Genomic DNA, 18,137 nt, shown 5'->3' with positions numbered 1-18,137 from the left:
CACGAGTTATAACTGCAAAATTGAGAGCTTATAGGCGATCAGGCTCGCCGCCGCTCCGCCAACGCTAGCACTTCGTCGATGTGGCGGATCACGTGAAGATCGACGCCACGCTTGCCCTCTGATGGGGTGACCACGATGCGGGCGATCAGCTTGCGCAGGCGGGGGGCTGCCTCCTTGCGGGTCTCTTCGTCAGCCAGTTCTTGGTGCAGGTGCTCGATCGCCTTACGGTATTGTTGGGCAAGACCGGGATGCAGCGCGATGGCGGGCAACGCGTCAATGGCAGCGAGCTGGCGCCGTGCTTCGGCGGCATCGGCCTTGGTGGCAGCCAACGCGGTGCGGATCTCGACGAACTCGTTGCCGCCCGCAGCGATCGCGGCAACGAGGTTGGCGACCTTGAGATCGGCATCTCTCATCCGCCGTTCCAGCTGGCCTCGCTCCCTGGCTGACTCGCGCGCGCGGCGGGAGTGCTCTTGTCGGTATTCTTCTAGGTAGGCTTCTACGACGTCTGGAGCGAGCATCTTGTCCCGTAGTTCGGCGAGGACGCGCTGCTCGTATTCATCCTTTTTGATCAGCCGACGATTGGTGCAAGCACGGCCATCAATCACGCTGCTGCATCCGAAATAGCTGTCTCGGGTGATGATCCAAGTACCGCCGCAAACGCCGCATTCACCCAACTTCGACAGCAGGTGCCGTGGGCGGCGCTGGCGCTCCGTCGGGCCGGTGCTGCGTTCCTCGAGTTGGGCTTGCACTTGCTGCCAAAGTTCATCCTCGATGATCCGCAGTTTCGGGGCCTCACCACTTGCGACCTCACCCTGCCCTTTCCTGGTGCTGCGCTTGCGAGTGCGCGGGTCGGTTATGCTCTCGGTCCGCCCATAGAGCAGCTGGCCGATGTAGATCGGGTTGGCGAGGATGCTCATCCCGTCACGTCTGTGCCCGGCGAGGGTCGATGCACGCCAGATCCCGCCTCGAGGGGCGGGAAGCCCTTCGGCGTTGAGGTCGCCTGCGATCTGCCGAGCGCTGCGGCCATCGGCGTAGTCCCGGAAGATGCGTCGGACAATTGCCGCCTTCTGGGGATCAATCTCGCGCAGGCCGCGTACCGGCTCGCCTTTTTCGTCGAACTTCACGACCCGGCGATATCCGAAGGCAACGCCTGACGGCGAGCGGCCTTGTGCGATTACGCCCTTGTGGCCACGGCGCACTCGCTGGGCGAGATCCTTGCGGTTACGCGCGTCGAAAAGGCTCTTGATGGTGCCGGTGATGTCGTCGACCACCCCGTCCATCAAGGTGAAGAGGCGGGCGCCCGCGTACTCGATCAGCTCGCGCACAGCGAATGCGTCGCCCTGATGGCGGGCAATGCGATCGGTGCTTTCGGTCAGCACCTGGTCGATCCCGCCGCGCTCGACCCGCTCGAGTAGCGCGGCAAGGCCCGGGCGCTGGCTTTCTTCGATGCCGGCAGAGCCACTAATGGCGCGATCGTGGAATTCGCCTAGGATGGTCCAGCCTTCAGCCTCGGCTCGTGCGTGGCAGGCGGCGATCTGATCATCGATAGACCGGGGGTTCTGCAGCTGGCTAGAGTAGCGCGCGTAGATCAGCGTTCGCACAGATTTTCTCTCCCAGTGATTCCCTCGCTGCGGCAATGTCGCGCCTGACATGCGCACGCGCAAGGGCACGCGCGATTTCCAGCACAAGTGGATCCGATGGAGTCTGCGGGGCGGGCTTCACAGCCTACCCCTCTTCAACGCGAAGCGCGAAACGTTGTGCCCCTCGTCATCCTCGAACTCAATGCAGCAAGCGTTTATGGTTACGCGCTCTAGGATGCGGCAGCGCTGCCCCTTGAGGTGAGGCAGAGTCGATCGCCAGTTCAAGATGCGATCAAAGATCGGCATCAGCCCAGAACCAGCTTGATCTGATCCATGAAGGCGCGCTCGCGGATTTCAGCGCGGCACATCGTGGCGTTATAGGTGCTGTGGCAGCGGTGGCAGTAGCCGTACAGGTTATCGCCGCTGCAATGCGCGGGCTGATGGTCGAGGCGGGCGAAGGTGAGGAGGATGATCGATCCGGTGACTGGGCTCACCTTGCCGTTCTCGGCCCTGCAGTCCGGAAAATCGGGCCAGCCTTCGCAATGCCGTTCAGCGAGCGAACGAATGCGCAAGCTGATCGCCTTCCAGTCCTTGGGGTAACGGACGTGATTTTGTGGCCGGATCGCCATCTGCTCGAGCATCTGCTCGTCAATGCTGCGACCATCGCCCGTCGAACCGGTTTTGGCGAGGAGGATGGGCTTAGTTTTCATCGGGCTCTCCGGTCTGGGGCGGCGGACTGACATTGCCAGGGTTGTCAGACGGCAATCGCCCTAGATTGAGGCCTTTGGGCAAGGCGCGCGCTCCGTTGGCGCGCTGTTAACGGGGTAGCGATGGGGCGGCTCCTGCGAGAGCTGTGACGTTTGGTGCTGTGATGACCGTACAGCCCACCATCGATCCTAGCGCCGAGCGGGCGGCGCTTCCGTTCGAAGCGCGGCTGGCGGCGCGTCCGCTCTACTGGCGGAGGCGGCAGCCATTTAGTCAACAAGGTCGTGCCGCACCTGCGGCGCCCGTCTAGTCCGTTACGGCCGTGCGTGATTTTCAGCTGACCAGCCCCGGCCCCAGAAATCCAGCGCCCGACCTGCAAAAAAACCGTCACCGATCAATCGGGCCATACCCCCGCGCAAAGACCCCGCGCGCCGCGCTTGCCCCCACGCCTCGCCCTCATGCTTTCTGCCCGTTTTTTATGCAGTCGGGGCGCTGCCGTTGCAATCTGACAGACGGGGGTATGTGCGGGAAACACGGTACATTTGGAATATTGGCTGAAGTCGTCACACAACGCACTGACTTTACTGGGAGAAAATATACCGTCAGCAATGGAATATGATGGAATATTTTAGAGCCTTCGACGGTACATCATTGAAAACATTGAAGTCGTAAAAGTGAAAATATTCCATTGGTCCCACGGTATAATGTTCCATCGATATTCCAAATATATACCGTTCTAAATAATTGAATTTGTGAGAATGTTCCAAATGTACCGTGTTTCCCGCACATACCCCCCTCTTCAAAACGGCTGACGGGAAAGTGCCATTTTTCGCCTATCACTCGGATCGCCGGTACCAGATCTCGGAACGAAGGGGCGTAATGCAGTCTGATGCACACGGGGGCATCGCAGCCCAGTTCCAAAGGTGCAGCAGGTGGCTGGACTCAGGCATCGCTGAGCTCAGCGAACACCAATCACAGATCCGGCCGCCCTGCATTATCTGCAGGGCGGCCGGACTATGGTCGTTAGGCGAGCTTCTTTGCGAGCCAGTCGTGGACGTCTTTCGGCCCCCAACCACGATAAGGTGCACGGAGCGGGATGACGAAGAGGTTGTCGTTGTCATCAATGACCGGCTTCAGCCGGTCATAAACTGCAGTCGAGCTGGTCGCCTCGACAGCATATGAGGACTCCGACAGCTTCGCCCAGTTCCAATCCTGAATGAGCTTCAAGATGTTGGGGCGCTTGACCTCCTTGTTGAGATCATAGGTGACGATAAAAACGGCCATGGGTATTTCCTTCAGTGATTGCTGGAAGGGTTGACCATGGTCCCCTGAAAATGCATTCAGGAGTTGCAGTCCTGACCACCCTTCCGCGGTGGTGGATGATCGGCCCGGCTCGGTGCTGTAACACCTTGCCGGGCCGTTTTCATTTTCCCCTCGTTCGCAGTTCTGGTTGTGAAACCGTCACCACGTTCTCGGGGGTTCGAATAGCGCCGAACCACTAGATGGTGAATCACTGCGGGACTCCCGTCAACGGGCGTTTAGGCACTTAGTTACCATGACGGGTCGGTTTCAGGCCTGTGTCAGACCGGCGTCACACCCGCGACGCGTGGACCAAGCTGGAGTCGCGCAGGCCGCAAGCCCCAAATTGAATCTGCGAAGAAAAATATGGTGATTGAATCATTCGAATCCGCCGGTGCATCTTTTGCACATCGGGTAGCCGGTTTGGTGCGTGCACAGCTTGATCCATCTAGCCGCGGCGATTCGTGTCATGCTGACAGCGAGGCCTCGCAGTGGAGAGCTGGAGTTCGGGACTATTCCGGGACTCGATTGCATTTCACAGTCCGCGCGTTGCCGCTTCGTTCCGTTTTCGCATGCCTTGACCGCCGCGAAATCCCCGCTATTTGCCCCGTAGCGCTAGACGCGGACGGTTAGCTCAGTTGGTAGAGCATCTCGTTTACACTGAGAGCGTCGATCATCTAGCAGAGACCAGCGGATTATCTCCCGTCCCGCTTTACGCTCACTCACAACCATCGCAGCCTTCCATCGATCACTGGCGATGTAAGAATCGTGTACATGCTGCGGCACCCCAAGCTTAAATTGCTCCAAAGGATCAATGCGTAGCTGCATTTAGCCGCCGTCCTTCGCACGGGTGCGTGCACATTTACCTCTCGGTCAGGTTTCGCAAAGCAAGTGCGCGGTTGCGATAACGACCAGTTCGTTTCGGCGAATTCCTCGCAATAGTGGCTGCCGATCTGCCGCGCGAGCCAGCCGCGGTGATGCGGCACCAGCGGTTCGACCGGCAATTGCACGAAGTCCGCGCCCTCGGCGATGGCTTCGTCCAGCAGGCCGAGCGCGCCGGGATCGACCATGTCTTCGGCATCGTGGAACACGACCCCGGTGAAGCGCTTTCCGGCGCGATCTTCATCGATCAGGAGCGCGGCAAAGAGTCGGTTGAGGCAATCGGCCTTGGTGGTTGGCCCGTCGTGACCCACGATGACCAGCCGCAGCCGCGGGTCTCCATGCGCCGTGGCCATGGCCGCCGCCAGCGTTGCCGGATCATTGCGGTAGCACCCGACATAGAGGCGCAGGCGCGGCTGCGGCCAGGTATCGAGCAGGTGGCGGACCGTCTGGCCGATCACCGCGGCCTCCTGCCACGCGGGGATCAGCACGGCGACCGGCCCGGCCAGTGGGCGATGCTGGAGCGCGAGCCGACTGCGTGTCCGGGACCCGCCCCGCCCGGTCAGGCGGAGCCATAGCCACACGCCATCAACCGCAAGATCGTCCAGCGCGCCGATCAGGAAAAATACCCCGGCGAACAGCAACAATTCTCGCTGTAGCAGCGCCATCCACTGCCACAGACCAGGTTCGGTAATGGACAAGGCGACCCCCTCCCCACTCAGGAAGGCAAGCTACCCCGTCCAGCCCCGCCACGCAACCGGGTTTGCAAATTTATCTTGGTTTATTCGATGTTTAGACTCTCACCTCGCCCAAGCCCGTGGCTTACCAGCTGCCCGTATTCGGCATGCTGACCCACGGTTCGGCGGGCGCAAGATGGCCTTCCTGAAGCAACTCGACCGAGATGCCGTCGGGCGATTTGACGAAGGCCATGTGCCCGTCACGCGGGGGGCGATGGATGATGTGGCCCGCATCGGCGAGGCGCTGGCACGTCTCGTAGATATTGTCGACGCGGTAGGCGAGATGGCCGAAATTGCGGCCGCCGCTATAGTCTTCGGCGGCGCTGCCGTCTTCGGGCGGCCAATTATAGGTCAGCTCGACCTCGGCGACGCCCGCCTGCCCCGGCGCGGCGAGGAAGATCAGCGTGAAGCGCCCGGCCTCGACATCGAACCGGCGCACTTCCTCCAGCCCGATCAGCTTGAAGAAATCGACCGTCGCGTCGGGATCCGTGACGCGGATCATGGAGTGAAGATATTTGACCATGGGGACTTCCATTCAAAAACGGTTCATCGACGATGATGCACAACTCGCCGCATCACCTCATTCACGGGAAAGATGGTATGGACGAGTCAGAAGTGCAACCGGCAAACACGGCAAAGAGTGTTCTGCGAGAGCCTGCCGCCCTGCGCTGGTTCGGCACGGCGGCGATCCTGGCGGTCGGCATGGTCGCGGGCGGATACCTGCTCGGGGATGGGTTGCTGCGCGCCAAGGATGCCGATCGCGCCGTGACGGTGCGCGGGCTGGCGGAACGCAATGTCACCGCCGACCTTGCGACCTGGACGATCTCCTACTCCGCCTCCTCCACCAGCCTTGCCGAAGCGCAGGCCAAGGTGCGCGCGGACACGCAATCCATCGAGGCGTTCTTCAAGGAATTGGGCTTTCCTGCCGACGCGCTGCAACCGACCGGCGCGAATGTGACCAGCTTCACCAATGAAGGCATCACGACCTTCACCGTGCGCCAGCGGCTCGCCCTGCGCACGGAAGACATCACCCGCGCGCAGAAGGCCGTGGCGCGGCAGTTCGACCTTGTCGGGCGCGGCGTGTTTCTGGAGGAAGGCTCAGGGATGGCCTACACCTTCACCAAGCTCAATGACATCAAGCCCGAAATGGTGGCCGAAGCGACCAAGGACGCGCGCGCTGCTGCCCAGCAATTCGCCGAGGATTCCAACTCCGGTGTCGGCAAGATCAAGGACGCCACGCAAGGCTATTTCGAGATCGAGGCGCGCGATGGCGAGGCCGGCGGCTGGGGCTCGGCCGACAGCCCGTACAAGAAGGTGCGGGTGGTCACGACTGTCAGCTTCACGCTCGACTGACCAAGCAAGCAGCAACCGGCGCGCCACTGGACGAGGAATCCGCACCGCCCGGCGTGCAGGTCGGGGGGTGTGTTGCGCGGCCACGTCGCAGGGCCTATGCGCACGCCCCTGCGACGGCGGCGGGTTTGGTGCCGCCCGCCGCACGGCCCTATAGGGCTGGCAAAACCGGAACATTGCCTCAACCATGCTTCAGCGATTGCGCGATTTTTTCAGGCCCCCCTCTCCGCCCAAGCTACCGGCGGTGCCGGATGGCGCGCGCTATTACGCGATTGGCGACATTCACGGGCGGCTTGATCTCTACGAGACGCTGATTGCCGCGATCGAGGCCGAGATCGCGGCCGCCCCCGGGCTCGCGCATCACATCATCCTGCTCGGCGATCTGATCGACCGCGGGCCGGACAGCGCGGGCGTGGTGGCCCGCACCCAAGCCTGGCAGCAGGCCCGCAATGTGCAGGTGTTGGCGGGCAACCACGAAGAGATGTTCCTCGCCGCCTTCGAAAAGCCCGAAGCGCTGCGCCACTTCCTCAAGCATGGCGGCCGCGAGACGCTGCTGAGCTACGGCCTGTCGAGCAAGCAGCTCGCCGCGCTGGAACTGGGCGAGATCTTCGAACGGCTGCCGAAGTTCGTGCCGCAGGCGACCCGCGACTACATCGCCGGGTTCGCAACGCTGATCTGCGCTGGCGACTATGCCTTCGTTCACGCGGGCATCGATCCAGGGCGGCCGCTGGACGAACAGAAGCGCAGCGATCTTCTCTGGATTCGCGAGCGTTTTCTCAGCCACGAAGGCCCGCTCGAAAAGGTGGCGGTGCACGGCCACACCATTTTCAGCCACGTGATGGATTGCGGCAATCGCATCGGCATTGATACTGGCGCTTTTCGTTCGGGTGTGCTTACAGCGCTCGTGCTTGAGGGCGATCAACGGCGGATTTTGCAGGCCCGGACAACCGATGGGGGCGCCGCAGAGGTCTTCCATGGCGACCGGCCTCGCTAACCTCGCGGATCAAGGCGCGGGCGGTTTTCGGATTTCGCTTAGAGGCTGTTGTTCATGAAAATTGCGATGGTAGGGTCAGGCTATGTCGGGCTCGTATCAGGGGCGTGCTTCGCCGATTTCGGGCATGACGTGGTCTGCATCGACAAGGATCAGAGCAAGATCGACCGGCTCCACGCCGGGATCATGCCGATCTATGAGCCGGGTCTCGATGCGCTGGTCGACGGCAATGTGAAGGCCGGACGCCTCAGCTTCACCACCGATCTGGGAGAGGGCATCGCGGGTGCGGCGGCGATCTTCATCGCGGTCGGCACGCCCAGCCGCCGGGGCGATGGCCACGCCGACCTCACCTTCGTCTACGAGGTCGCGCGCGAAGTCGGCGAGAAGCTCGCCAATGACGCGGTGATCGTCACCAAGTCGACCGTGCCCGTCGGCACGGGTGACGAGGTCGAGCGGATCATCGCCGAGACCGGCGCGTCCAGTGAAAGGGGCCACCGTTTCGCGGTCGTCTCCAACCCCGAATTCCTGCGCGAAGGCGCGGCGATCGGCGATTTCAAGCGGCCTGACCGGATCGTGATCGGGACGGAAGATGATTTCGGCCGCGAGGTGATGCGCGAGGTCTATCGTCCGCTGTTCCTCAACGAGTCGCCGATCCTGTTCACCAGCCGCCGCACCAGCGAGCTGATCAAATACGCCGCCAACGCCTTCCTCGCGACCAAGATCACCTTCATCAACGAGATGGCGGATCTGTGCGAAAAGGTCGGTGCGAATGTGCAGGACGTCAGCCGCGGGATCGGGATGGACAACCGCATCGGCGCCAAGTTCCTGCACGCTGGCCCCGGCTATGGCGGCAGCTGCTTCCCCAAGGACACGCTCGCGCTGCTCAAGACCGCCGAGGATTATGACAGCCCGGTGCGGATCGTCGAGGCGGTGGTCAAGGTCAACGACAGCCGCAAGCGCGCGATGGGCCGCAAGGTCGTCGACGCGCTGGGCGGAATGGACGAAGCGCGCGGCAAGAAGGCGGCGCTGCTCGGCCTGACCTTCAAGCCCAACACCGACGACATGCGCGACAGCCCGGCAATAGCGGTCGCGCAGACGCTGCTGGACGCGGGGGTGGCGGTCGCCGCCTACGACCCCGAAGGCATGGACCAGGCCCGCCCGCTGCTCCCCGATGTCACCATGTGCGCCAATCCCTATGCCGCGATCGAAGGCGCGGATGTGGTGGTGATCGTGACCGAATGGGACGCCTTCCGCGCGCTTGATTTCAAGCGGGTGAAAGAGCTCGCCAACGCGCCCGTGCTGGTCGACCTGCGCAACATCTACAAGCCCGATGATATGGCGGCGGCCGGGTTCACCTATGTGAGCGTGGGGCGGGGGTAACAGCTTAGTCATTGCGCCTTTAAGCCCCTTCCCTTGAGGGAAGGGGAAATCCCAGCCTAACCCGGCGTCAGATCGACGCCGTCGTCGAAGAACGCCCGCATGCCGCAGCTCATGAACGCGCTCGCCTCCTCGGGCGTGTTGCCGGAATTGCCGCTGTAGCGCAGCACGATCCGCCGACCCTCGATGCGAAACAGCGGCACGGCGACGCCCGTATCGCTCTTCGCACTCCACCAGCCGGTTTTGGGATCGAAGCGGGTGACGGGCGCGCCCAGTTCGCAGGTATGGGCATTGGCGCGCACCGCCGAGCCCTCAACAGCAATGCTGCCATCGCGGTTGCCGGTGAGCGTGATCTCCTGCCCGCTCGCTTCGGCCAGCACCGGCAGGATGCGTTCGTAAAGCGCGCCGCGCCGCATCGCATCGGGCAGCGGGAGGGTGTCGTCTTCATAGGTCACGCTCTCGCCCGGCGCGAGCGTGATGCCGGGGCCGAGCGCGCCCCGCAAAGCCGCGATGCGCACCTGATAGAGCTCGGCAAGGCACGTCCGGTCACCATCGCATGTGTCGCGCGAGGCGAGCCAGCGGCGCTGTGCGGCAAGGTCGCCCTTCCCCGCCGCCCGCGCCTTGTCCCAAGCCTCGGCCAGCGCGCGGTCGAGGCTGCGCAACTCGCTTTCGTATTCGCCGCAAAGGGTCTTTTCGATCGGCGCGGCGGCCTTGCCGCAATCGAAACTCGGGCGATCCTCCTCGGCGCTGGCGGCGAGCGTGCCATCGATGATCGTCCGCGCCTCTGCGGCGCTGATCGTGGCGGTGACGGGGGCGTAGTCCCGGTCGGGATAGGTCGGCGTGAAATAGCTCGCCAGCCGCAGCGGGCCGGTGATCCGGGCACCGCCGAGGTTGACGAGCGAGCGCGGGGAGACCGTGGTGTTGTCAAGGGTCGCGCCCAGATTCATCTGCGCATCCCACAGGCCCAGTCCGCTGATGTCGGCTCCGGTCAGATTGGCGTCGGTCAGGTCGGGAGCGGCATTGATGCACCATTCGTCCACGGTGATCCCGCAGGCGAAGCTCGCCTCGGTGAGGTTGGCCGCCCTGAAGCGGACCGCGCCAAAATCCGCGCCCTGCCACGCCGAAACGAAGCGGATGCCGTAGAGGTCTGCCCCGGTGAAATCGGTCCCGGCAAAGTTCGTCCCGAGCATTGATCCCCACGACCAGTGCGCGCCGCTGGCCTTGGCATTGGTCAGAGCGACCCGCACCAGTCTCAGCCCGGGGACGATGGTGTTTTCCCAATTGGTGCCGTCAAGATCGGTCGCGACGAGGCAGGCATTGGCGAGCAGCGCCGCAGGCTCGCGCATGTCGGCGCCCGTGAAATTGCCGCCCCGCACGATCCGGCGCTGGCCCGCAGGCGCGGCCCGCAGCGCGGCGGCGAGTTCGGCGGGCGCGGTCATGGTGCGCGCATCGATGATCGCCCACTTCGCGCGGGCTCCGGGTGCCTCGCCGGGAAGCGCGCAGGACTCGATGGCTTCGAGCTCGGCTGCGTCGTCCGGTGCAGGGGCTTGGACAGCAAGCGAAAGCGCAGCGGCGAGTGTGAGCATTGGCGGCGGTTCCTCCCGAACAGAAGGTTACGCGAAGGCGGGGCGCGAGACAAATCCCGCTATCATCCCCCACCCCGGGCTTGACCCGGGGCCCCGCTCTCTTTCCCTCGTCGCCAGAAAGATGGGCCCCGGGTCAAGCCCGGGGCGTGGTGAGGTGCATATCAGGGGGCCATCATAAGCCGGGTTCTGTCTCCGCGGGCGGTATCCCTTGCGGGACGGGCCTGCGGTGGCAGCCATTCATCTGCGCGCCGGATTGCTCCGGCGCTCTAGCAGCCAACCCGGGTCTCTCGGGGCGAAACACCCCTGCCCCTCTTGCGAGCGGCGCGAGACCCCTATTCGGCCTTGCTCCGGGTGGGGTTTGCCATGCGGTTGCTGTTGCCAGCCCCCCGGTGCGCTCTTGCCGCACCCTTTCACCCTTGCCTGTGCTCCCGAAGGAGCCATCGGCGGTTTGCTCTCTGTGGCACTTTCCCTTGCCCTGCCCGAAGGCCGGACCGGCGGGCGTTACCCGCCACCCTTGTTTCGTGGAGCCCGGACTTTCCTCGCATGTGCGCGGCTGCCTCAGGCCCCCTGACGTCGCGGGCTATAGGCGTGAGCGGCGGGAATTGCAAAGCGCCCCCGCCGCGCGCCCGGCCTCACGCGGCAGGATCGGTGTCCCGCCCGCCGATATTGGCGAGGCTTTCGTCCGGCGCCAGCAGCAGCTTCCACACCAGCGCGCCAATCGCTGCGCCCGCCAGCGGCGCGAGCCAGAACAGCCACAATTGCCCGACCGCCGCCGTATCCGCGTAGAAGGCCACGCTGGTCGACCGTGCCGGATTGACCGAGGTGTTGGTGACCGGGATGGAAATGAGGTGGATCAAGGTCAAGGCCAGACCAATGGCGATCGGCGCAAAGCCGCCCGGCACCTTTGACGAGGTCGAGCCGAGAATCACGACGAGGAAACCCGCCGTCAGCACCACCTCGGTCACCAGCGCCGCCAGCAGCGAAAAGCCGCCCGGCGACAATTCGCCATAGCCGTTGGAGGCAAAGCCGCCCGCGGCAAAGCCCGGCGCTCCGCTGGCGATCACGTAGAGCATCCCCGCCGCGCAGAATGAACCGATGACCTGCGCCGCCCAGTACGGCGCCAGCTCACCCCACGAAAAGCGCCCACTGATGGCGAGGCCCAGGCTGACCGCCGGATTGAAATGCCCGCCCGAGATGCCGCCGACCGCATAGGCCATCGTCAGCACCGTCAAGCCGAAGGCGAGCGACACGCCCGCAAAGCCGATCCCCAATTCGGGAAAGCCCGCCGCGAGCACCGCCGATCCGCAGCCTCCGAACACCAGCCAGAAGGTGCCGAAAAATTCGGCTGCCAATTTCCTTGTCATCCCACTCTCCCCCGTATGGCCAACCGGATCCCACTCCGGCCAGACGTTGAAAAACCCTTCCTTAGCGCGTGCGCCCCTGATCGCGGTCGAGCAGCAATTGCCACAGGATCGCGGCGATCTCGCCATCGGGGATGCCGGTGATATGTTCGGGCCGCCAGCGCCGTTCGAACGCCTCGACCGCCTTGGTCTGATCGGTGATGTCGTAACCGAAGCGTTCCAGTGCGAGGAAGAACGCGCCTTCGTTGTGAAACGGATTGCCCGCGGCAAGGTTTTGCGGGCGCGGCAGGCACAGCTTGTGTTGCGCCAGCCGGTCCCACGGAAACAGCTCGCCCGGATCGACCTTGCGCATCGGGGCGACGCAGGAATGGCCGACCACGTTGGCGCGGGGAATGTCGTAGTGCCTCACGATCCGGCCCAGCAGCGGGATCAGCGCGTCGATCTGCGCGTCGGTAAAGCCGCGGTAGCCCAGACCGTGCCCGGGGTGATCCAGTTCGATCCCGATGCTCGCCGAATTCACGTCGGGAATGCCGCGCCAGAAGCTCGCGCCCGCGTGCCAGGCGCGCTTGTCCTCCGGCACCAGACGGATGACGCCGCCTTCCTCGGTGATGAGGTAATGGGCGCTGACCTTGGCCTCGGGGTCGGTCAGCCGCTCAAGCGCGGCGCCGACCGGCTTCATCTCGGTATAGTGCAGCACCACCATGCTGACAGGCAGGCTGCGTTCGTCGAAGTTGGGCGAAAGACGTTCCTCGTGAACCAGTTCGTCCTCCCCCTCCATTATCGTTCCCTCAGCCGATCATGCCGTCAGGCTCGGGCAGCACCGCGCCCAGCACCAGCGCTCCATCGCCCAGCTTGTACTGGAGGCCGCCCTCCATCTCCTCGGCCAGCACCGCGATCATGTGCGCAGCGGCGGTGCGGCTGGTGATTTCGCTTTCATCCAGATCGCCTTGCAGCGCCCGGCCGATGGTTTCGTCGAACGCGATCCGCTCCCCGCGCGCTCGCGCCACGATCTCGACCGCGCCGTCGCGCCGCTCCGCCCCGATATCGAGCGTTCCGCCGCGCACCAGCGTATCCAATCCGATCTGCGCGAGGTTGAGCAGCACCTTGACCGCCGGCTTGGGCAGGCTGGGTTCCGCGATCGCCCAATTGACATCGACCCGCTTGGCATCGGAGGCCAGCGCGTCGATCACCGCCTTGGCCTCATCCACCGGGATTGCCTCGCCAAAGCCGCCCGCCGCGCCAAAGGCGAGGCGGAAGAACTTGAGCTTATCGGTGCTGATCCGGGCGGATTGTTCCAGCAGCTCCATGCAGCGCGCGCGCATCTGGGGGTCCTGCTCGTCGGCGAGCAGCTCCAGCCCATTGGCGAGCGCGCCGACCGGGGAGAGCATATCGTGGCACAAACGCGAGCACAGCATCGCGGCAAGATCAGTCTGGGAAATCATGGCGCATTCCTAGCCATCGATCATGGTAAAGGGAAGGGCGACAAACCCTTGTTCCCCGTCCATCCAGAACTTCACGTCGTGTCCGGCGATGATCGCCCACACCCGGCCATCGCCCGAGGCCGAGGCGCGATCCGTGGCCGAAGGCGCGGGCGGGCCTGCGGGATGGGAGTGGAAATAGCCGAGCACCTGCGGCCCGGCTCCGCCCCGCGCGGCACGGTGGGCATCGATCAGCGCCTGCGGGTCGATTTCGAAATGGGTCTGCGGCGCGGGATGGACGTTGCGGGTGTCGCGCGCCTCAGTGATGCGCGCGCCCTCCCCCAGCAACAACCCGCACGCCTCCAAAGGGTGAGCGGCGGCAGCGGCGGCGCGCATGGCGGTGAGAGCTTGCAAGGTGATTTCTACCGCCACTCTTGTCACCCCCTACTCCGGCTTCCGTCACCCCCGCGCAGGCGGGGGTCCAGCTCCTGTCCGCACGTCAGCTGGGTCCCCGCCTCCGCGGGGAGGACGAAGGAGAAAGCGCTAGGTCAAGTGCTGACCTTCGACAAGCCGATAGCGAACGGGTAGGGGGCGCTGGTGAGCGACACAGAAATCATCACCGGCACCATCCCCAATTCACCGGGTTCGCCCGCCCGCCTCGACAAGGCGCTGGCCGATGCCACGAGCCTTTCCCGCGCGCGGGTGCAGGGGTTGATCGAGGAAGGGCGAGTCGATGTCGCGGGGAAGACCGCCACCTCCGCCGCGATGAAGGTCGCGGCAGGCGCGCCGTTCCGCATCATCATCGCCGCCGCCATGCCCGCCGAGGCGCAGCCGGAGGATATTCCGCTCACCATCGCTTACGAGGACCAGCACCTGATCGTGGTCGACAAGCCTGCGGGGATGGTCGTCCACCCGGCGGTGGGCAATATCACCGGCACGCTGGTCAATGCGCTGCTGCACCACTGCCGGGGCAAGCTGTCGGGCATCAACGGGGTCGCGCGGCCGGGGATTGTCCACCGGATCGACAAGGACACCTCGGGCCTGCTCGTGGTGGCGAAGTCGGACGCCGCGCATGAAGGGCTGGCCATCCAGTTCGCCGCGCACACCGTCCACCGCCGCTATATCGCGGTCTGCGCCGGGCACCCCGCGCCATCCGAGGGCACGATCAATGCCCGCGTCGGACGGTCGGACGCCGACAGAAAGAAAATGACGGTGCTGCCCAACAATTCCTCGCGCGGGAAAAGCGCGATCACCCATTATACCTTGCTCGAACGGCTGGATGACGCCGCGGTGATCGAATGCCGGCTGGAAACCGGGCGCACCCACCAGGTGCGCGTTCACTTTGCGTCAATCGGCCATCCGCTATTGGGAGACCCTGCCTATGGCCGTACCCCCAAATCCCTGCGCGCCGATCTGGAGCGACTCGGCTTTGCCCGGCAGGCCCTGCATGCGGCCGAGCTTGGCTTTGTCCATCCGGTGACGGGCGAATCGCTCCGTTTCACAAGCGATCTGCCGCAAGACATGGCGGAACTTATCGACCAACTGCGACTTAGTAATCGATGAAACCCGCATACATCTGAGGCGTTTTCGCGTATATAGTGAACCCGTGGCCCAGTTCGCGGGATGCCCATCAGGGGTCCTGCGCAAGCGGTCGACGCTAGAAAGGTTAGGTAAAACGTGACCAAGTCCCAAAGTGTCCGATCGAAGTCGTCTTCGGTCCCGGCCCTGAGCGGTGAGCAGAGCCTCAACCGCTATCTTGCAGAAATCCGCAAGTTCCCGATCCTCACCGCCGAGCAGGAATATATGCTCGCCAAGCGGTATCAGGAGCATGAGGATCCCGAAGCGGCCGCCCAGCTCGTCTCCAGCCACCTGCGGCTCGTCGCGAAGATCGCGATGGGGTATCGCGGCTATGGCCTGCCGGTTTCCGATCTGATTTCGGAAGGCAATGTCGGCCTGATGCAGGGCGTCAAGAAGTTCGAACCCGATCGCGGTTTCCGCCTCGCGACCTACGCGATGTGGTGGATCAAGGCGTCGATGCAGGAGTTCATCCTGCGCTCGTGGAGCCTCGTGAAGATGGGCACCACCGCGGCGCAGAAGAAGCTGTTCTTCAACCTGCGCCGGATGAAGAAGCAGCTGGAAGCCTATGAGGATTCCGACCTGTCGCCCGAGGACGTGACCCGGATCGCGACCGATCTCGGCGTGCCGGAGCAGGAAGTCATCAACATGAACCGGCGGATGATGATGGGCGGCGATGCGTCGCTCAACGTCAGCCTGCGCGGGGATGAGGAAGGCTCGGGCCAGTGGCAGGATTGGCTGGCGGATGATCGCCCGTTGCAGGACGAAACCGTCGCCGATGCCGAAGAATCGCAGATGCGCATGGCGATGCTGTCCGAAGCGATGGAAAGCCTCAACGAGCGTGAGCGTCACATCCTGACCGAGCGCCGCTTGACCGAAAAGCCGCAGACGCTCGAAGAGCTGAGCCAGGCCTATGACGTCAGCCGCGAACGTATCCGCCAGATCGAAGTCCGGGCGTTCGAAAAGCTGCAAAAGGCAATGCAGCGGATCGCGGGTGAAAGGCTGCTGCCCGGCGTGGCGTAACGATCCATCTGCCGTGGCGGCCTGGTTGGCCCGTCATTGCATCATCATCGCGCAGTCATTGCGCGATTGTGAAGGGGCGCTGCGAGAGATCGCAGCGCCCTTTTCGCTGTCATCCCAGCCAATGTTTCACGTGAAACATTTCAGGAACATTCACTTTTTCTTCCCCGCCAGATCCAGCACCGCCGCCACCATCGCCCGTGTGCCCAGCACCACGCTTTCACGCGGGGCGATCTGGAACAGCGGGGAGTGGTGTCCGGCAATCGGCGGTCCGCCCGCCTTGGCCGCGGCAATCCGCTCCGGCGTGGTCCCGCCAACCGCGAAGTAGTACCCCGGCACGCCGGTATCGGCCGCGACGAAATAGGTGAAGTCCTCGGCCCCCATGTTCTTCTGCTCAAAGGGGACAAAGGCCGACGCCCCCAATTCGCGCTGCATCACCGCGTTGAGACGGCGGGCAAGCGCGGCGTCGTTGATCGTCGTCGGCGTGCCCGGCAGGCGCGTCACGGTGACCGGCATAGAGTCGGGCAAACCATGCGCCTTGCCGATATTGACCGCGATCCGCTCGACCGTAGCAATCACCTGTTCGCGGGTCTCCTCGTCATTGGCGCGCACTGTGACTTGCAGCTTCGCCTCGTCCGAGATGATGTTGTGCTTGGACCCGGCATGGAACGAGCCGACCGTCACCACCACCGGCTTCACCGGCGAGATTTCTCGGCTGTCGATCGATTGCAGCGCGGTCACCACCTGCGAGGCGATGTACACCGGATCGCGCCCCAGATGCGGCGCCGCGCCGTGGGTGCCGATGCCGGGCACGCGGATATCGAGCGAATCCGAGGACGAATACTGGATCCCTTCCGAGGCCGAAACCTTGCCCGTCTCCAGTTCCGCCGCGACATGGAAGGCGAGCGCATAGTCGGGCTTGCCGAAGCGCTCGTACAGCCCATCCTCCATCATCGCTTTGGCCCCGCGCACGCCTTCCTCGGCGGGCTGGACGATGAACATCAGCGTGCCCTTCCACTGGCTCTTCATCGCCACTAGCCGCCGCGCGGTGCCCACCAGCGAGGTGATGTGCACATCATGCCCGCAGGCGTGCATCACCGGATATTCCTTGCCATCCTCACCCACCTGCTTCGCCTTGGAGGCGTAGCCGAGGCCGGTTTTCTCCTCGACCGGCAGCCCGTCCATATCCGCGCGCAGCAGGATCAGCGGGCCATCGCCGTTCTTGAGGATGCCGACCACACCGGTCTTGCCCACACCTGTGGTCACCTCCAGCCCGGCCGCCTTCAGCTCCGCCGCCATCTTGGCCGCCGTGCGGTTTTCGAGGAAACCCATCTCGGGGTTCTGGTGGAAATCGAGGAACAGCGGGGCGAGGTAATTGTCGTACTCGGCCTCGATCGCCGCCTTGGTCGCAGGCGCTTCAGCGAGCGCGGGCTCGGCGGCAAGGACGAGCGCGATGGCGCTGGCGGCGGCGGCGTGGAACAGGCGCATGAAATTCTCCCCTGAGTAAGCCCACAGGTAGCCACGGCGCGGCCCCGCCTGCAAGCGCCGATGCTTCCCTGCGCGGGATTGCTGCGCTAGAGCCAGCGCTGTGATCACGATCCTGCGCCTCATCGCCAAGGCCCTTGGCGCCTTTATCGCTCTCACGCTGGTGCTGGTGGTAGCGTTCAAATGGATCCCGGTCCCCGTCACTGCGACCATGCTGATGGACGACAAGGGCATCACCAAGGATTGGGAAAGCCTCGACAATATCGACCGCAATCTGGTGAGCGCGGTGATCGCGGCGGAGGATTCGCGCTTCTGTGAGCATTATGGCTTCGATGCCGAGGCGATCGAGCAGGCGATGCGCGAGAACATGGAAGGCGGGCGCATCCGCGGCGGATCGACCATCAGCCAGCAGACCGCCAAGAACGTGTTCCTGTGGCAGGGCGGCGGCTTCTTCCGCAAGGGGCTGGAAGCGTGGTTCACCTTCTGGATCGAGACGATCTGGGGCAAGCGGCGGATCATGGAAGTCTATCTCAACGTCGCCGAGACCGGGATCGGCACCTATGGCGCCGAAGCCGGGTCGCAGCGCTATTTCGGCCATTCCGCCGCACGTCTTTCACCGGACGAAGCGAGCCGGATGGCCGCTGCCCTGCCCAGCCCCAAGAAGCGCTCGGTGAAAAGCCCCGGCGGCTGGCTTGCGCGGCACGGCAATCGGATCGAACGTCGGATCGGGATCGTCAGGCGTGACGGGCTCGACGCTTGCGTCTACAACTGACC

17 protein-coding genes, 1 tRNA gene and 1 other RNA gene are annotated in these 18,137 nt (G+C 64.1%); 7 read left to right on the top strand and 12 right to left on the bottom strand.

The window, feature by feature from the left end; genetic code table 11:
• Positions 1-38: 38 nt before the first annotated feature.
• The 3 genes from ACLBKT_RS01450 to ACLBKT_RS01440 all read right to left on the bottom strand — a co-directional run bounded on the left by ACLBKT_RS01450 (position 39) and on the right by ACLBKT_RS01440 (position 3,569).
• Complete coding sequence (locus ACLBKT_RS01450; RefSeq protein WP_410181205.1) at positions 39-1,601, bottom strand: recombinase family protein; 1,563 nt, start codon at positions 1,599-1,601, stop codon at positions 39-41.
• A 284-nt stretch (positions 1,602-1,885) separates the two neighbouring features.
• The gene (locus ACLBKT_RS01445) at positions 1,886-2,290 is read right to left on the bottom strand and encodes a hypothetical protein (RefSeq protein ID WP_410181204.1); all 405 of its coding nucleotides are present in this window, start codon (positions 2,288-2,290) and stop codon (positions 1,886-1,888) included.
• 1,018 nt (positions 2,291-3,308) lie between these two features.
• Positions 3,309-3,569: a hypothetical protein gene (locus ACLBKT_RS01440; RefSeq protein WP_410181203.1), complete on the bottom strand. Its 261-nt coding sequence runs from the start codon at positions 3,567-3,569 to the stop codon at positions 3,309-3,311.
• Positions 3,570-4,207: 638 nt separating this feature from the next.
• Here ACLBKT_RS01440 and ACLBKT_RS01435 point away from each other — a divergent pair.
• Positions 4,208-4,294: transfer RNA gene (locus tag ACLBKT_RS01435), tRNA-Val, on the top strand.
• Positions 4,295-4,306: 12 nt separating this feature from the next.
• Here the strand turns inward: ACLBKT_RS01435 and ACLBKT_RS01430 are convergent.
• Together ACLBKT_RS01430 and ACLBKT_RS01425 are read right to left on the bottom strand one after the other, a co-directional pair.
• Positions 4,307-5,107, bottom strand: coding sequence for a glycosyltransferase (locus tag ACLBKT_RS01430; RefSeq protein WP_410181202.1), 801 nt, complete (start codon positions 5,105-5,107; stop codon positions 4,307-4,309).
• Between the two features lie 178 nt (positions 5,108-5,285).
• On the bottom strand, positions 5,286-5,723 hold the full coding sequence (locus ACLBKT_RS01425; protein WP_410181201.1) for a VOC family protein: 438 nt from the start codon (positions 5,721-5,723) through the stop codon (positions 5,286-5,288).
• Between the two features lie 179 nt (positions 5,724-5,902).
• Between ACLBKT_RS01425 and ACLBKT_RS01420 the strand changes: the two genes are divergently transcribed.
• The 3 genes from ACLBKT_RS01420 to ACLBKT_RS01410 all read left to right on the top strand — a co-directional run bounded on the left by ACLBKT_RS01420 (position 5,903) and on the right by ACLBKT_RS01410 (position 8,921).
• Entirely contained in the window at positions 5,903-6,553 is a 651-nt protein-coding gene (locus ACLBKT_RS01420; RefSeq protein ID WP_410183626.1) for an SIMPL domain-containing protein, read from the top strand.
• 196 nt (positions 6,554-6,749) lie between these two features.
• Complete coding sequence (locus ACLBKT_RS01415; RefSeq protein ID WP_410181200.1) at positions 6,750-7,544, top strand: metallophosphoesterase; 795 nt, start codon at positions 6,750-6,752, stop codon at positions 7,542-7,544.
• A gap of 54 nt (positions 7,545-7,598) precedes the next feature.
• Positions 7,599-8,921, top strand: coding sequence for a UDP-glucose dehydrogenase family protein (locus ACLBKT_RS01410; protein ID WP_410181199.1), 1,323 nt, complete (start codon positions 7,599-7,601; stop codon positions 8,919-8,921).
• 56 nt (positions 8,922-8,977) lie between these two features.
• On the opposite strand, the gene ACLBKT_RS01405 is transcribed toward ACLBKT_RS01410, so the two are convergent.
• From ACLBKT_RS01405 to ACLBKT_RS01380, 6 genes are all read right to left on the bottom strand, one after another.
• A complete protein-coding gene (locus ACLBKT_RS01405; RefSeq protein ID WP_410181198.1) occupies positions 8,978-10,504 on the bottom strand; it encodes a pentapeptide repeat-containing protein in 1,527 nt (508 codons plus the stop codon).
• A gap of 159 nt (positions 10,505-10,663) precedes the next feature.
• Positions 10,664-11,073, bottom strand: an RNA gene (rnpB, locus tag ACLBKT_RS01400) — RNase P RNA component class A.
• Between the two features lie 63 nt (positions 11,074-11,136).
• Entirely contained in the window at positions 11,137-11,868 is a 732-nt protein-coding gene (gene aqpZ, locus ACLBKT_RS01395) for an aquaporin Z (protein WP_410181197.1), read from the bottom strand.
• 61 nt (positions 11,869-11,929) lie between these two features.
• Positions 11,930-12,643 carry an N-acetylmuramoyl-L-alanine amidase gene (locus ACLBKT_RS01390; protein ID WP_410181196.1) on the bottom strand — a complete coding sequence of 238 codons (714 nt, stop codon included), beginning with the start codon at positions 12,641-12,643 and terminating at the stop codon, positions 11,930-11,932.
• A 10-nt stretch (positions 12,644-12,653) separates the two neighbouring features.
• On the bottom strand, positions 12,654-13,307 hold the full coding sequence (locus ACLBKT_RS01385; RefSeq protein ID WP_410181195.1) for a histidine phosphotransferase family protein: 654 nt from the start codon (positions 13,305-13,307) through the stop codon (positions 12,654-12,656).
• A 9-nt stretch (positions 13,308-13,316) separates the two neighbouring features.
• On the bottom strand, positions 13,317-13,715 hold the full coding sequence (locus ACLBKT_RS01380) for a M67 family metallopeptidase (RefSeq protein ID WP_410181194.1): 399 nt from the start codon (positions 13,713-13,715) through the stop codon (positions 13,317-13,319).
• A gap of 165 nt (positions 13,716-13,880) precedes the next feature.
• On the opposite strand from ACLBKT_RS01380, the gene ACLBKT_RS01375 reads away from it, so the two are divergent.
• On the top strand, positions 13,881-14,846 hold the full coding sequence (locus ACLBKT_RS01375) for an RluA family pseudouridine synthase (protein ID WP_410181193.1): 966 nt from the start codon (positions 13,881-13,883) through the stop codon (positions 14,844-14,846).
• Positions 14,847-14,960: 114 nt separating this feature from the next.
• Positions 14,961-15,881: an RNA polymerase sigma factor RpoH gene (rpoH, locus tag ACLBKT_RS01370; protein WP_410181192.1), complete on the top strand. Its 921-nt coding sequence runs from the start codon at positions 14,961-14,963 to the stop codon at positions 15,879-15,881.
• A 150-nt stretch (positions 15,882-16,031) separates the two neighbouring features.
• Here rpoH and ACLBKT_RS01365 read toward each other — a convergent pair whose 3' ends face one another.
• On the bottom strand, positions 16,032-17,366 hold the full coding sequence (locus ACLBKT_RS01365) for an amidohydrolase (RefSeq protein WP_410181191.1): 1,335 nt from the start codon (positions 17,364-17,366) through the stop codon (positions 16,032-16,034).
• A gap of 100 nt (positions 17,367-17,466) precedes the next feature.
• Here ACLBKT_RS01365 and mtgA point away from each other — a divergent pair, with 100 nt between their 5' ends.
• Entirely contained in the window at positions 17,467-18,135 is a 669-nt protein-coding gene (gene mtgA, locus ACLBKT_RS01360) for a monofunctional biosynthetic peptidoglycan transglycosylase (protein WP_410181190.1), read from the top strand.
• The last annotated feature ends 2 nt before the right edge of the window (positions 18,136-18,137 follow it).

It is taken from the genome of Erythrobacter sp. W302b (assembly GCF_046452395.1).
Lineage (GTDB): Bacteria > Pseudomonadota > Alphaproteobacteria > Sphingomonadales > Sphingomonadaceae > Erythrobacter.
The sequence above is the reverse complement of the archived record's forward strand: the minus strand, read 5'-3'. Positions and strand labels throughout refer to the sequence as shown.